The sequence below is a fragment of the Rhizobium sp. BK376 genome (genome assembly GCF_004341625.1).
GTDB lineage: Bacteria > Pseudomonadota > Alphaproteobacteria > Rhizobiales > Rhizobiaceae > Rhizobium.
This window is the reverse complement of sequence record NZ_SLZG01000022.1, coordinates 44,786-58,445: the sequence shown is the minus strand read 5'-3', so window position 1 is coordinate 58,445 and position 13,660 is coordinate 44,786. Positions and strand designations below refer to the sequence as shown.

Sequence of the window (13,660 nt, the reverse complement as noted above, 5' to 3'; positions counted from 1 at the left end):
GGGTTTTGCGATCAAGCCAAGGAGACACACATGTCGAGGACCGCAATGCAGTTCGCCCCATCTCACCTGGAAGATGGTCAGCCATCGATCATGAAGGTAGCGATGCAGATCGCAGGCCTTCAGGCGAAGGCGTATTCAGCGATGATACGATCGCAGATTGAGGTCTACAGTTTCCTCAAATATCGCTGTGAACAGGATGTGAAGATGATCGAGGATCTTTTTTCTGACGACGAGCTCAACGACACCTTCGATGTGATCGCCATCTTCGCGCAGAATGCGATCGTCGACTACGCCTTCGAGCTCGCGCGCATGGCGCGCCTGGGTTCGCAACTGGGCGCCGACGCGGCCAAGGATCTCCGAGGTCAGGCCACCATCCTGGCAGAGGACCTGGCTGCCACGACCGTGGCGCCGTGAGGATGTCGATGCATTATATTCCGCATGGAGGCTGGCGCCTCCGTGTACGGATCCCTTATCCGCATTTGCGCACTTGTCTTACCGCTGGTTTCGCAGCCGGGCCGAGGGAGCGAGCAGGTTGCGGAATGCGCATGAAACATCGGCGAGCGAACGCTAAATTTTTGAAAGAGGGACTTTGGATGACGGTGCGCTCCCGCCTGCTGCGTAAGACGGTTGCCTCATCGTCTGACCGGAAAGGCAACGCGCCATGGGCATCCCCATCGCTTCACGACCTCCCCGTCACTTCACGACAAGGAAGCGCGTATGTCCGTTTCGATAAATACCAAGCAGGATCAAGTCCCTTCCCCTGGCGGCAAGCTCGATTACCGCTTGCGGTGAAGCGACGGGACGCCGGTTGATGCTGACGATTACATCCCCAACCGCAAGGCCGGCAATGGACGCCCGGCTGCGGTCGTCGAGCGACACCACGAGCGCGCCCTCGGTTGCTCCGTAAAGATCCGACCCGGGTACGAGGTCCTGCAGCGTCACGTCGCTCAACAGGCCACGTGCCATCATCAGGGGATGGGAGGGCTTGGGCTGATTGGTCGTCAGGTTCGCCGCAAGCGTCGCGCTTAGATCTGTTTTTCCGTTTGGGCGGACAATGGTGAGACTGACCGTGGTGCCCGGCGGAAAGGACGCGATTTTCAGGCGGAACTCCTCGGCCGTCTGAACGGGGAAATTGCCGACGCCAACGATGACATCGGCAAGTCTGATGCCCGAACGTTCGGCCGGCGACCCCGGTATCACCTCTCCCACCAGTGCCCCCGAGGCCACCGTGATCGACAGCGCCTTTTGAAGATCTTCGTTATTGTCCTGCACCAGGACGCCCAGCTGGCCGCGTCGCACCTGACCATAGGCGATCAATTGCACTGCAATATCCTTGGCCATGGAAATGGGAATGGCAAAACCGATTCCGACGCTTCCGCCGGCCGGTCCGATGATGGCTGTGTTGATGCCGATCAATTCGCCATTCATGTCAACCAACGGACCGCCCGAGTTGCCGGGATTGGTCGCCGCATCCGTCTGGATGAAATCTTCATAACCCTCGAGACCGAGCCCCTGTCGGCCGATTGCACTGACGATGCCGAAGGTCGCCGACTGACCGAGCCCGAAAGGGTTGCCGATCGCAACCACGTAGTCGCCGACTTTAGGTGCAACCCCATTTTCGGTCGACATGGCGCTGAGGCCTGATGCCTCGATCCTGATGACGGCGAGATCGGTTGCTGCGTCTTCACCGACGATCGTCGCCTCATAGGTTTTTCCATTGTAGAGCTTGACGGTGACAGCTTCGGCCTTGGCCACGACGTGGTCGCTTGTCAGAATATAGCCCGCCGTCGCATCGATGATCGCGCCGGAACCGGTCGCTTCGGTCAAGGACGAAGGAGCCGGGTTGCCGGCATCTTCCAATTCGTCGAGCGCATCTGTCGACTGGGTGCCGCGAACGACAATGCTGACCACGCTTGGCGCAACACGCTGCAGCATCGGCGCCAGCGAGGGCGGCATCGTCGAAGCGACAGCCGCTTCCTGGCATAAAAGCAGGATGCATGCTCCGACAAGGAGCCGCCAACGATTTTTCGCGATCCAGCACACTCCGCCTGACGATGCGGCGATCCTTCCTGCAGTGGTCGACGGGTTGTGCATGCGCGCTGCCTTTCTCGTGCGGTCCTTTTTCTGTTCCGGCAGATATTAAAGCCTGTGAACGTGCAGACATTGACCCAGAACAATCTCAGGCGGCGGGCGGGTTGCAGTGGTTTCCTGTCCGTCCGGATCCCGGCTTGACCAGGATCAAAGCGCGGCAGCCGAATTCTGTGACAATTCTCCTTAAGCCTTCGGCGCATGTCGAAGCCGTGTCGGGAGATGACGATGGCGCACAAGCAAGTTCTGTTTCACGCCGAGGCGAGGGGCAAGGTTCTTCAAGGGGCAACCAAGCTTGCCGATGCAGTCCGCATCACGCTCGGCCCGCGATCGAAATCGGTGCTGCTCGAACGAAAATGGGGCATGCCCGTCGTCTGTGACGATGGCGTCACCATCGCCAAGGAATTCGACCTCAAGGATCCGGAGGAAAACCTCGGCGCGCGCATGTTGCGGGCTGCAGCCGAAAAGACCGGCGAGGTCGTCGGCGATGGAACGAGCACCTCCACTGTGCTCGCCCATGCGATTTTGGCAGACGGTCACCGCAACGTCGTTGCCGGTGCGAGTGCCATCGACATCAAGCGCGGGCTTGAACGTGCCACGCGAGTCATCGTAAAGGCCCTGCGCGACATGTCCAGACCGGTAACGACCGACAAGGAGAAGCTGCAGGTCGCCACCGTCTCTGCGCACAACAATGAAGCGATCGGCAGGCTTGTCGCCGACGCCATGGCGAAAGTCGGCAAGGAAGGCGTCATTACGGTCGAGGAGTCCAAGACGACCGAAACGCGCCTGGAAGTGGTCGAGGGCCTGCAGTTCGATCGCGGTTTCATCTCACCCTATTTTTCCACGAATTCAGAGCGTATGGAATGCGTGATGGAAGACGCGCTGATCCTCATTGTCGACCGCAAGATTTCTGCACTCGGCGATCTCGTGAACCTTCTCGAAGCTGTGGCGAAGTCGGGACGGCCGCTTCTCGTCGTTGCCGAGGATGTTGAAGGCGAAGCCCTGGCAACGCTCCTGATCAACCAGATCCGAGGCACGCTGCGCAACTGTGCGATCAAGTCGCCGGGTTTTGGCGACCGCCGCAAGGCCATGCTGCAGGATCTGGCGATCTTGAGCGGCGGTCAGTTGATCTCCGAGGATCTTGGCCTCAAGCTCGACAAGGTCGCCCTTGAACAATTGGGCCGGGCAGATCGCGTGGTCGTGGACAAGGATACGACAACGATCATCGGCGGGGGCGGATCCGCCGAAGCGATCAAGGGGCGGATCGAGCAGATCCGCAAGGAGATCGACAAGACGACCAGCGATTATGACCGCGAGAAACTGCAGGAGCGGCTGGCAAAACTATCCGGCGGGGTCGCCGTCATTCGCGTCGGCGCACCCTCGGAGGCGGAAATAAAAGCCAGGAAGGATGCTCTCGATGATGCGATCAACGCAACCAAGGCCGCGGTCGAGGAAGGGGTTGTTCCGGGCGGCGGGCTTGCCCTCTTGCGATGCGCGCAGGCGGTGGCGGCCGAAGAAGAGCTTTGTGAGGGCGATGAGCGCACCGGGATACAGATCCTGAAGCGGGCACTCGAGGTCCCTGCCCGCCAGATCGCCGAAAACTCCGCCGTCGATGGCGGCGTGGTCGTGTCGAAAATGATGGAAAGCGGCGGCTTGATCGGGTTCGATGCCGCCAAGAATCGCTTCGTTGATCTGCTTCAGGAGGGAATTATCGATCCGACGAAGGTGGTAAGAGTTGCGCTGGAAAACGCCGTTTCGGTCGCAAGCGTGCTGCTCCTGACCGAAGCGACGATGACGGATATTCCAGAGCCTGCCGCTCCGCCGATCGCACCGCAGCAGATGGACATGTGACGCGAGAGGAGGCCGAATATGAAACGGCGCTGGCAGGATCACCTGATCTTCATCATCGGAGCATGCCTGATCGCCTCTCCCTGGGCGCTCGGCGCGTATGGTTCCGATCGGGCTTGCCCCCTATAATTTCCTGGTCTGCGGCCTTTTGGTTGCCGCATTGGGCGGGGCCGCCTACGGATCCTACCATTTCTGGGAGGACGGGGTGACGCTTGCCGTCGGTTGCTGGCTTGTCGTTTCCCCATGGGCGTTGAAATTCCGCGATGAAGCCGTACCGGGAGCGATCGCGATCATCGCCGGCGGCGCGCTTGCTCTTCTCGCCGTATGGGTTCTGGTCGCGAAACGATCGCAGGGACTGGAGAAACGATGACTTTCAAATCCATTTTAATGCATCTGGACGTCGATGCTTCGCCGGAAGGGCGCTTTCCCATCGGCTTGGAGCTGGCCGCCCGGTTTGACGCCAAATTGCGCTGCGTATCAGCCGCCGCACCGTTTTATCCAATGGAAACGGGCACTAGCTCGGCGACGGCCGCCGAGATCGTCGGCGACGAGATCGACGCCATCCGGACGCGGCAACGCGATCTCTATGCAAGCCTGACGACGCTTGCGCCGTTTCGACATCACGTGGACTGGCATGCGACCATTGCCGATCCGACCCGAAACGTGGTCGAGCAAAGCTGCGGCGCCGATCTCGTCGTTTTGTTCCGTCTCGACAAGGGCCAGCTGGCCGATGATCGAAGAACGCTCGATATCGCCACGGTTTTGCTTGAGGCCGGTCGGCCGATTTTCGTGCCGGCGACGAGCCGATTGGCGTCTAGCGCCGATTGCGTTGTCATTGCCTGGAAGAACAGCCGAGAGGCACGAAGAGCCACACTGGATGCAATGCCATTGCTTCGGCAAGCGCGTGACGTTGTGATCCTCGGCGTCGAGGATGGCGGGTCCGGCGAGATCGCCTTTTTGGACGACGTCATCCGCATGCTTTCGTTGCACGGCGTGCGGGCGCGCGGCCTGGTGAAGCCCAAGCGCTCATCGGTTGCGCTCGCTATCATTGAAACAGCCGTCCAGCTGAAGGCCGATATCCTTGTCGCCGGTGGCTACGGCCATAGCCGCCTGCGAGAGTGGGCGTTCGGCGGTGTCACAAGGACGCTGCTGAAAGATTGCCCCATCGATCTCTTCATATCGAACTGACGTTGTGTCGCTGACCACGGCGGTTTTGTTTCCGCACATCCCGCTCATTGCCCTGCGGATATGTTCGACCCGATCATTCCCAATTGACCAGGCGCAACCTGATCTGAAGGTGTTCTTGACGCGGATCAACGAAGAAACCACCGCTGGCGCTAGAATTGGGCGGTCAATCGCAAATGAAAGGAGATGACGTCATGAACGACAACAGTTTGCGACAAAACATTCTGGATGAACTGGAATTTGAGCCGAGCGTCAACGCTGCGCATATTGCCGTAACCGTCGAAAATGGTGTGGCGACGCTTGGCGGTCACGTGCGCACCTATGCCGAGAAGGAGGCTGCCGAGCGCGTCGTCAGCCGTGTCAAAGGCGTTCGCGGCATCGCACAGGAGATAGACGTTCGTCTGTTCGGCGCGACGAATACCGATGACGATGCGATCGCGCAACGCGCACTCAAGATGATCGACTGGAATGTTTCGATCCCCAAAGATGCCTTCAAGGTTCGGGTCGCCAAGGGCTGGATCACGATCAGCGGCAAGGCCGAATGGCAGTACCAGAAGGATGCGGCACAGCGAGCGGTGCAGAATCTTGAGGGTGTCGTTGGCGTATCGAACATGATCGAGATCGCACCACGCGTCAGCGCCGTTGACGTCAGGAAGCGGATAAAGGATGCGTTCGAGCGGAATGCCGAGCTTGAGGCACAGTCCATAAAGGTCGATGTCTCCGGCAGCAAGGTGATCCTGAAAGGTCACGTCAAGACCTGGTCTGAACGGCGGGCTGCCGAACGTGCGGTCTGGTCGGCTCCGGGCGTCAGCACGCTCGAAGATCAGATCGCCATCCGCTAGAAAGAGCCCGTGGCCAGCGACGAAGGCCGGCGACGGAGGTCTACCCGTCGCCTCGGCAGCTGTCGGACCGATCGCCGGGCTGCCTGCCTGCGGCGGTATCGAAGGCTGGTCGCTTTCATTCGTGTATTGTCATTCGTGTATTTGCAAGGCCTGCTGCACCGCCATCGCAATTTGCGGAAACAACTAGCCGCGGCCGTTTTCACGCGTCCCGAAAGTCGAGGCATCGCAGACCCGGCCGGTTGGCCACCACGGCGGCCATCGGTCGTTTGTCAATCCGGCGTCGGTGTCTCTCCGAACTGGTCCGGCGCCTCCTCCAGATAATCGGCAAGAAGCGGGGTTCCGAGAAGATAGGAGGCGGTTCGGCCATTATGCGCATCGGCCGCCTGACGTCGCAGGTCCGCCCAGTCGTTAATATCCCCGTCACGCCGCCCGAGCCAGGCCATAGCGACCAGATCAACCTGCTCGTCCTCGTTGAGCGAGCGGATTGCGCTTCTGAGTTCGCTTTCCACCACATCGTCCGGGTGCTCCTCGAGAATTGCGATCATCCCGTCGTCCGTGGCATTCGATCCGGAATGAGGATCGGTCCCGACGTCCTTGACATCGAATTTGCGACTTTTGGCAATGAGGTATCGCACCTTGTCCGGTGAGATGGAAGCTATCCACTCTCGACGCTGATTGTTCATCGTCGCCTCCACATTATGCGCCCGCGGACCCTCGATCCTCGTCAAGACCTGCCATGTCGCTCGAAGAACGTCAGGATCTGCTGGCGGCCTTCCTGATCCAGGATGCGCATCGCCTGCAGCCTGCCATCCACCTCGTGCACCGAAATCTCCCGAGGCTGTTTAACGATATGGCTGTGGTTCGAGGCCACGATCGACAGGACATCCTCGCGCGCCTCGTAGGTCAACCCCAGCAGCGCCGCCCGCTCAACCAGGACCTGATCACCCAAGGCCGGGCTGGCGACCTCTATTCGAACCTCCGTGCCCGCGAGGATCTCGTCATAACGCTTGAAATAACTGCGCCACTCGGTTTTTGCGAGGACTTCATTGGTCATCTTCCTATCCTCTCATCTGAAGTTCGGAGCAATCGACTCCTTACCGGCCGGTCCTTCCTTGATCCCGGTCAACACGGCTTGGAACACGCACGTCCACAGGCGGGTTACCGAGAACATTCGCCGGGAGATGCTGCCGTCGCTTTATAGAACCGTACTGCGGCTTCGCTTGCGATGACGGCGTTCCGGGCCAGTCTTCCTCGGGCAATCAATGTGAAAGAAAAAGGGCGACGTCATCGGTCTCAAGCATAGACCGCGTAACGCCGCCAAACAGTCGCTCTTTCAGCCGCGAATGCCGGTACGCGCCCATCACCATCAACTTTGCCTCCGCATCCCTGGCGCGTTCCAGAAGCACCTCGTCCGTGCTCCTGCCGCCGCTTGCCACGCAGTCGACCTCGACCTTCACTCCATGGCGGGCGAGATAGGTTGCCACATCGGCTCCGGGCTCCTCTCCGTTTACGCCTTTGACTGCGAGGGGATCGATCAGCACGACGCGGACGAGGCTTGCAGACACCAGCAAGTCCATCGCCGCGTGCACCGCGTGAGCAGCCGCATTGCCCGAATCCCAGGCGACCAGAACCGTACCTCCGGTTCGCTCGAAGGCCCGGCCGCTGCGGTCGAAATAGACCGGCGTCGGCGAATGGAAGAGTGCGCCCGAAAGAATGAAGCGGCGAAAAGCCTCTTTCGACGCTGCCTGCCGCCCGACAAGGACGAGATCGCTATAGAGGGCGCGATCGGCGATGTCGTCGACGACGCACGCGATTTCGGTGAACACATCCTGGACGTCATAGGACAGTCCCGTCGATGCCAGAAACTCTCCAATCACCCTGGCATTTCGAGAAAGCGTCGCCGCCTTTTCCTCGCGCTGCCGGATATAGGCAATCGAGTAGGCCGGGTTCGTTCCCGTATAGACATCGGGGTCGATGACCATCAGCACGACGGTCAGGTGCGCATCGCATGTCGTGCAGAAATCGACCGCCTGCTTCAGGTCGAACTCGAAATCTTCAGCGTCCATAATGCTCAAAACCGTCTTGATGCCCATTGTCTTTCTCCGCTTCGATCACCCATCATCTGATGGGACGCCGTGCGCTTCATTGATCTGCCGCAAACATGCGATGGCGGCTGTCATTGCAAGAAACTACCCGTGACATCTTGGGGCGGCGGCTCACGCATCTTTAGTGCCAACAGAATAGCGTCTGCCGCAATCGGCCGGTCGGACCTCATGAAGAAGCTTGCAGAACGTATTCCCTTGACCTGGACAATCGTGCTCGTAGTCTCGCTTTTGCTCGCCCTTGGCCAGGGTGCGGGGATCGCTATCGAAAGCTTGCGCGATTATCAACGGATGAGCGCTGCCAGCAAAGAGCGGGCCTCCGCCGCGCTCGATATGCTGGAAGCCGTGCACAGCCAGGCCATGAAGGAACGGCTCGGGCTCGGCGACGGCGACAAGGCAACTGCCGTGCTCGATGGCGCGATGAAGCGCTTCTCCGCCGCAAGCGACGGCACAAGACTTTGGGTGTTCATGGGACCCAAGGTGCTTGATTATCAGAATGCCAACGGCTCGAACGACGAAGAACCGCCGGCAGACGCTGTCGACCGCGCGGCCGCCAACACGCTTCGCCCGCAAAGCACCATCACAGGGTCTACCTTTCGTCTCTCCCGTCCCATTGTTCTCGGTGAGGGCGCCGCGGGCGATGCGAGTTGCACAACGTGCCACACACGGTCGATGAACGTTAAGGCGGGGGAGCTCCTTGGAGGCTACAGCGCTGCAGTCGACATGACCAAGCAGCTTGCCGCCTGGAAAGCGAGCCTTGCACGCCGCGCCCTATGGGCGGTTTGCCTTCTCATCGCCATTGTCGGGGCAGCAACCCTCCTTCTCACCCGGTTTGCACTCTTACCCCTCAGCCAACTTGTAACCGCCACAAAATCCCTCGCCTCCGGTCACACCGACCCTCCCATCCCCTATCTGGATCGATTGGACGAGCTCGGATCGCTCGCGCGTGCGCTGGACATGTTCAAGCGGTCGATCGTTGCAAGGCGGACGCTGGAAGTCGTCAATGCGGACGCGACACGAAAATTGGAGCATATGGCATCCCACGATGGTCTGACGGGCCTGCCCAATCGCGTCCTCTTTGCCGAGCGCGTAAAAAAGATGATCGTGCAACAGGCGGCGGACGGCGGGCAGGTCGCGGTTTTCCGCATCGACATCGACCATTTCAAGGATTGCAACGATAGACTGGGCTATGCGGGCGGCGACGTCGTTTTGCAGGCTGTCGCCGAGCGACTGGCGCGAAATCTCGGCGAAAAGGGAGTTGCAGCCCGCCATGGTGGCGACGAATTCGCCGTCGCAATGGTCCTCGGCCCTGACGACGATTCTGGCAGCATCGCGGATCAAATCATGTCCTTTCTCCAGGCGATGCCGGTCGAAGACCAGCAGGCTGCCGTAACCGTGAGCGCCGGGATTGCCCTTGCGCCTTGCGATGGCGACGAGATTGAAAGCCTTCTCAGACACGCGGAGCAGGCCTTGTGGGGGGCCAAGACAGACGGACGGGGCACCTACCGCTTCTTCCGGCCGCAGATGAACGAGGCCGTAGACGCAAAGCGCGATCTGGAATCGGATCTTTACCGCGCGTTTGAGGACGGCGGTCTCGAGCTTTATTACCAACCCATCCAGTCGACGGGGGATCGGAGTATCGTTGCGGTCGAGGCGCTGATGCGGTGGCGTCATCCGGACAAAGGATGGATCAGTCCCGCCGACTTCATTCCGATCGCGGAAGCAAACGGCCTGATCATCCCCTTGGGACGCTGGCTGCTGCGAAGGGCATGTCAAGAGGTTGCGCGCTGGCCGGGTCTTAAGGTCGCCGTCAATGTCTCTCCGGCTCAGCTGCGGGATCGGGAATTCGTTGGATTCTTGAGCACGGTTCTGGGTGAGACGGGACTGGAGCCCGGGCGGCTGGAGCTCGAAATTACCGAAGGCGTCTTCCTCGATCCGGCGATCAATCCCTTGACGATCCTGCGACAGGTCAAGGCACTTGGCGTGGGACTGGCGATGGACGACTTCGGAACCGGCTTTTCGAGCCTCACCTATCTGCAGAAATATCCGTTCGACAAGATCAAGATAGACCGCTCCTTCGTCGGTGTGATGACGACCGATGCGAGCGCCAAAGCGATCGTCGGCGCGGTCATCGGACTGGGTCGCAACTTGAAGATGACGACCACGGCCGAGGGCGTGGAAACGGAGGAGCAACTGGAAGCGTTAAGGCGGGAAGGTTGCGACCAGGTTCAAGGCTATCTCCTGTCACGGCCCCTGGACGCATTCCAACTGGCCGTGCTGCTGAAAGAACAAGAGGAGGCCGCGGCCCGGAGCGCCGGCAGATCGCCAAAAGCTCGCCGCAGCGGGGGACTGTAGCTGCAGCGAGCCGACGAACGCCCCGTGGGCGTCGGCGCGACGTCATGCCAACTCTATCAGTTGTCGCAGGAAAAAGTCTGTCAGTGCGCTAGATCACAGAGAATATGCTAAACATCTGATTTTATGCAGCAATAACGGTCCTGCAAACATTTTCTCATCAGCTGTTGAGAGGGCGCCTTGGACTATCGCCGGACAAGGCCGGCAAGCGCACCGGAGGCGTCGACCTTCGTCATCAACCGTCGCCTTCGACAGTCCGTCCTGCGCCCATGGCTATGAGACGGCTGTCATCGATAGTCGAGGGCGGTCTGATGTTTTCCGCAAGGGTCGAGCCGGCGTCGCATCTTTCCATCGGCAACCCTGCCTGGCATCGTTTCCGGGAGCGAAGACTATTCGGATCCGGCAGGCGGCGCGACGCTTGTTGCCACATAGAAATCCTTGACGTCGTCCGAAAAGGCCGCCCGCGAACCCGGTCGCGTATAGAACATGTGGCCGCCGCGATAGAGCTTGATCGCCGTCCGTCCGGCCGCTTCGGCGGGAAGGTGATCAAGAACGTAGCGGTTCATGGCGAAAGGGACGACCATGTCGCTATAGCCTTGACCCACCAGCAGCCGGAACGATGGAACCAGCGAAAGCAATTCGCGGATATCGTCGGTGCCACCCATTTCCATCCGGCCGCCGGCCTTGCCGTCCGGCCGATCGCTCCAGTTCCAATGTTCGTTGACGTCCTCGGCGAGCAGATTGTAGGTCATCTCCGTCTTGAAGCCGAGTTCGTCGTGGGCATAGCTCGAAAAGGCGCCGCCATAGGCGCGCACGAAACCGTCGAGTACGGGATCATCGTGGCGATCGGATGCGCTTTCAGGATATGGATCCGGCGCGACGAGAGCGGCGTCGTAAAAACTGACGATCCGGCCGTCGCCGCCTGTCGAATTCTTGACATAGCTGTCGCCGAGAAAACCTCTTGTCCTTGTAACAGCCTCGACCGGCAGGCCGGTCATCTGCGAGAGCTTCGAATAAAAGGCCGCCGCCGCATCCCCGGAGGGGGGCGCAGCCGCGAGCGTCGTCAGATAGTCGGTGAGCGCGAAGCGTTCTGCAGCCTCGACGGCCTGTTCGCTGAAGCTATTGCGGCGCTCGAGATCGGCCGCGACGAGCGAGGGCAGGCGCAATGCTGCCCCCAGGGCAGATTGGTCGCCGCCAAAGACCATCGATCCATCAATCAGCGGCGACAGCATCACGATGCCGGAAACCAGGATGCCTTGCTGCTGGCGCAGCGCGCTTGCGATCTTCACCGAGCGAAGCCCACCGTAGCTCTCGCCCAGCAAATATTTGGGCGAAGACGAACGGCCATTGTGCGAAACGTAAAGCCAGATCGCCTTGGCGAGGCTCTCGGCATCGGCGTGAACGCTATAGAAATTTTTGGCATCATCCGGCTTTGCGGTCCGGCTCCAGCCCGTGCCGATCGGATCGATCAGCACAAGGTCGGTGAAGCGCAGCCAGCTGTCGGGATTATCGACGAGTTTGGCATTGGCGCCATCGCGCTCGCTCGGCCCGAAATCGAGCACGCGCGGCCCGACGAGACCGAGATTGAGGAAGGCCGAAGCCGCGCCCGGGCCGCCATTGAAGGCGAAGGTGATCGGTCTTGCCGCACCGCGGTCCTTCGCGACATAGGCGGTGTAGAAGATCTCTGCCGTCTTGGCGCCATCCGGCCCGTAGAGGTCTAGCGTGCCGGCCGTTGCCGTGTAGGAAATCGTCTGGCCGCCCACTGCCAGGACATGATCGCTCACCGCATCCGGCGGCAGAAGCGTAAGAACACCCTCCGCGGGCGCGGTTTTCTGATCCTGGTCCGGCTGCTCGGCAAAGACCGACGCGGAGATCGAAACGATGGCAAGGACCAGCGTCAACAAACGGGCAAAGCGACTGGAAAAAGACATCGATAATCATCCTTTGTGTCAGCGACGGGTTGCGCGAAGCGACTGCCGATTGTCCTGTCAGCTCAAATCGCCCGGTGAGTGTTCGCTCAGGAAAAGTTCCGGCACGTCGCCCGAACCGTAGCGCATACGATGGCGACGGAAGTCGGTCCCGATCAGACGAGCGTATTCGCTTTCGGCAAGACCATATGCGCTTCCCGCGAGCACCTGCAGCCCTTTGGCGTTGCGCACTATGATGGTGTTGCGCATGGAGTGGATCAGGCTCATTCCCTCCAGATGATGCAAAGCCTTCGTGACCGACGCCCGGCTTGCAGCGATAAGTCTTGCGAAAGTGTCATGGGTGACGTGCAGCCGGTCTCCGTCAATCCTGTCATATGTCATGAGGATCCAGCGCGCGAGCCGCTGGTTTATCGTGCCACGTTTGTTCACCGCGGCGGTCGAACAGAGTTGAATATGTTGCGCGCGGGCAAAGCGCAGCAGAAATAGATGCAGCGGCCGGCTTAGAACCATGGCTTCACGTAGTCTGCCGGCCTCTATTCTTAACGCGCAACCCGCTATCTGAACCCGGTAGGTAAAGGGTGAGCGGTCGTCGTCCAGCGCAACCGCCTCTCCGGTCATCCCCTCCCTGCCGATGACGCCGAGCTCGATGTCCTGATGTTTTGCCGGATGGGAGATCACCGAGATCAGCCCGGTCTCCACAAAGTACACCCATCTCATGCTGCGCCCCGGTTCGACGATGATCTGCCCTTTTTCAAGGTCCGTCCGCTCCAGGCGATCCTCGACGGTGGCAAGGCAACCGGAATGGGCCGTCTTCAACAAGATGTTGCGATAGCACTCGCGCATCCTTTCGCTCCGTTCACGTCTTGGGGCAGCTCCTGCCGTCGCAGCAGCCATCAACACCGGGCCGCCGAAGGTCCTCGCCGCGAACAGGATTTTGTTCGACGCCTCCGATTGAAGGCAGACGCCGACTGCATGAAGGGCTGGTCTTGGCGATTGCCGGATGGGCAATGCGAAACTCGCTCGCCGCGAATGCAGAGCCCGCCATCAATACCGAAACAAGAGCACTTAAGACTGCTTCAGTCATCGTGGTTCTCCCCTTCCTTAATCGCAGCAATCGCCGGTTACCCAGCCAGCTTAGCCCTGTTTGAAAGGCACGCCTTTGACGTGCATCAACCACATAAATTTTGTCCTGGCGCCCCCGGCTGACCGGGTGACGCTCTGCTGGCGCGCGGCTTTCGCGCGCCAACCGCCAACGCATATTCCCCGTGCACGGGGCTTCTTGATCCCCATCAAGGAGGCTCGCCCGCCCGCGCCA

General features: G+C 60.2%; 12 protein-coding genes. 6 read left to right on the top strand and 6 right to left on the bottom strand.

Features of this window, described 5'->3' with window-relative positions:
• The first annotated feature begins 30 nt into the window (after nt 1-30).
• Entirely contained in the window at nt 31-414 is a 384-nt protein-coding gene (locus EV561_RS30050) for a phasin family protein (RefSeq protein ID WP_245513065.1), read from the top strand.
• A 279-nt stretch (nt 415-693) separates the two neighbouring features.
• Here EV561_RS30050 and EV561_RS30045 read toward each other — a convergent pair whose 3' ends face one another.
• Nucleotides 694-2,094 (bottom strand): trypsin-like peptidase domain-containing protein, encoded by a 1,401-nt coding sequence (locus EV561_RS30045; RefSeq protein WP_132527404.1) that lies wholly within the window; start codon nt 2,092-2,094, stop codon nt 694-696.
• A gap of 222 nt (nt 2,095-2,316) precedes the next feature.
• Here EV561_RS30045 and groL point away from each other — a divergent pair, with 222 nt between their 5' ends.
• The 4 genes from groL to EV561_RS30025 all read left to right on the top strand — a co-directional run bounded on the left by groL (nt 2,317) and on the right by EV561_RS30025 (nt 5,963).
• The gene (gene groL, locus EV561_RS30040) at nt 2,317-3,939 is read left to right on the top strand and encodes a chaperonin GroEL (RefSeq protein ID WP_132527402.1); all 1,623 of its coding nucleotides are present in this window, start codon (nt 2,317-2,319) and stop codon (nt 3,937-3,939) included.
• 97 nt (nt 3,940-4,036) lie between these two features.
• Nucleotides 4,037-4,306: an SPW repeat protein gene (locus tag EV561_RS30035; protein WP_245513061.1), complete on the top strand. Its 270-nt coding sequence runs from the start codon at nt 4,037-4,039 to the stop codon at nt 4,304-4,306.
• Entirely contained in the window at nt 4,303-5,124 is an 822-nt protein-coding gene (locus EV561_RS30030; protein WP_165927960.1) for a universal stress protein, read from the top strand. The genes EV561_RS30035 and EV561_RS30030 overlap by 4 nt, the downstream gene beginning before the upstream one ends.
• Before the next feature lie 191 nt (nt 5,125-5,315).
• Nucleotides 5,316-5,963, top strand: coding sequence for a BON domain-containing protein (locus EV561_RS30025; RefSeq protein ID WP_132527398.1), 648 nt, complete (start codon nt 5,316-5,318; stop codon nt 5,961-5,963).
• Between the two features lie 269 nt (nt 5,964-6,232).
• Here EV561_RS30025 and EV561_RS30020 read toward each other — a convergent pair whose 3' ends face one another.
• The 3 genes from EV561_RS30020 to EV561_RS30010 form a co-directional block, all read right to left on the bottom strand.
• Nucleotides 6,233-6,646: a DUF3775 domain-containing protein gene (locus EV561_RS30020; protein ID WP_132527397.1), complete on the bottom strand. Its 414-nt coding sequence runs from the start codon at nt 6,644-6,646 to the stop codon at nt 6,233-6,235.
• A 41-nt stretch (nt 6,647-6,687) separates the two neighbouring features.
• Nucleotides 6,688-7,017 carry a DUF5335 family protein gene (locus EV561_RS30015; protein ID WP_132527395.1) on the bottom strand — a complete coding sequence of 110 codons (330 nt, stop codon included), beginning with the start codon at nt 7,015-7,017 and terminating at the stop codon, nt 6,688-6,690.
• Between the two features lie 205 nt (nt 7,018-7,222).
• Nucleotides 7,223-8,056, bottom strand: coding sequence for a universal stress protein (locus tag EV561_RS30010; RefSeq protein WP_132527393.1), 834 nt, complete (start codon nt 8,054-8,056; stop codon nt 7,223-7,225).
• A 180-nt stretch (nt 8,057-8,236) separates the two neighbouring features.
• On the opposite strand from EV561_RS30010, the gene EV561_RS30005 reads away from it, so the two are divergent.
• A complete protein-coding gene (locus tag EV561_RS30005; protein ID WP_132527391.1) occupies nt 8,237-10,420 on the top strand; it encodes a bifunctional diguanylate cyclase/phosphodiesterase in 2,184 nt (727 codons plus the stop codon).
• 386 nt (nt 10,421-10,806) lie between these two features.
• On the opposite strand, the gene EV561_RS30000 is transcribed toward EV561_RS30005, so the two are convergent.
• Both EV561_RS30000 and EV561_RS29995 read right to left on the bottom strand, forming a co-directional pair.
• A complete protein-coding gene (locus EV561_RS30000) occupies nt 10,807-12,348 on the bottom strand; it encodes a carboxypeptidase (RefSeq protein ID WP_132527389.1) in 1,542 nt (513 codons plus the stop codon).
• 57 nt (nt 12,349-12,405) lie between these two features.
• Nucleotides 12,406-13,188 (bottom strand): Crp/Fnr family transcriptional regulator, encoded by a 783-nt coding sequence (locus tag EV561_RS29995; protein ID WP_165927959.1) that lies wholly within the window; start codon nt 13,186-13,188, stop codon nt 12,406-12,408.
• Between the last annotated feature and the right edge of the window lie 472 nt (nt 13,189-13,660).

What these genes read in the sequence shown, in the direction of transcription:
- EV561_RS30020 (WP_132527397.1), bottom strand. Translation starts at nt 6,646, where the DNA reads ATGAACAATCAGCGTCGAGAGTGGATAGCTTCCATCTCACCGGACAAG.
- EV561_RS30050 (WP_245513065.1), top strand. Translation starts at nt 31, where the DNA reads ATGTCGAGGACCGCAATGCAGTTCGCCCCATCTCACCTGGAAGATGGT.
- EV561_RS29995 (WP_165927959.1), bottom strand. Translation starts at nt 13,188, where the DNA reads ATGCGCGAGTGCTATCGCAACATCTTGTTGAAGACGGCCCATTCCGGT.
- EV561_RS30015 (WP_132527395.1), bottom strand. Translation starts at nt 7,017, where the DNA reads ATGACCAATGAAGTCCTCGCAAAAACCGAGTGGCGCAGTTATTTCAAG.
- EV561_RS30045 (WP_132527404.1), bottom strand. Translation starts at nt 2,094, where the DNA reads ATGCACAACCCGTCGACCACTGCAGGAAGGATCGCCGCATCGTCAGGC.
- EV561_RS30010 (WP_132527393.1), bottom strand. Translation starts at nt 8,056, where the DNA reads ATGGGCATCAAGACGGTTTTGAGCATTATGGACGCTGAAGATTTCGAG.
- groL (WP_132527402.1), top strand. Translation starts at nt 2,317, where the DNA reads ATGGCGCACAAGCAAGTTCTGTTTCACGCCGAGGCGAGGGGCAAGGTT.
- EV561_RS30030 (WP_165927960.1), top strand. Translation starts at nt 4,303, where the DNA reads ATGACTTTCAAATCCATTTTAATGCATCTGGACGTCGATGCTTCGCCG.
- EV561_RS30035 (WP_245513061.1), top strand. Translation starts at nt 4,037, where the DNA reads ATGGTTCCGATCGGGCTTGCCCCCTATAATTTCCTGGTCTGCGGCCTT.
- EV561_RS30000 (WP_132527389.1), bottom strand. Translation starts at nt 12,348, where the DNA reads ATGTCTTTTTCCAGTCGCTTTGCCCGTTTGTTGACGCTGGTCCTTGCC.
- EV561_RS30025 (WP_132527398.1), top strand. Translation starts at nt 5,316, where the DNA reads ATGAACGACAACAGTTTGCGACAAAACATTCTGGATGAACTGGAATTT.
- EV561_RS30005 (WP_132527391.1), top strand. Translation starts at nt 8,237, where the DNA reads ATGAAGAAGCTTGCAGAACGTATTCCCTTGACCTGGACAATCGTGCTC.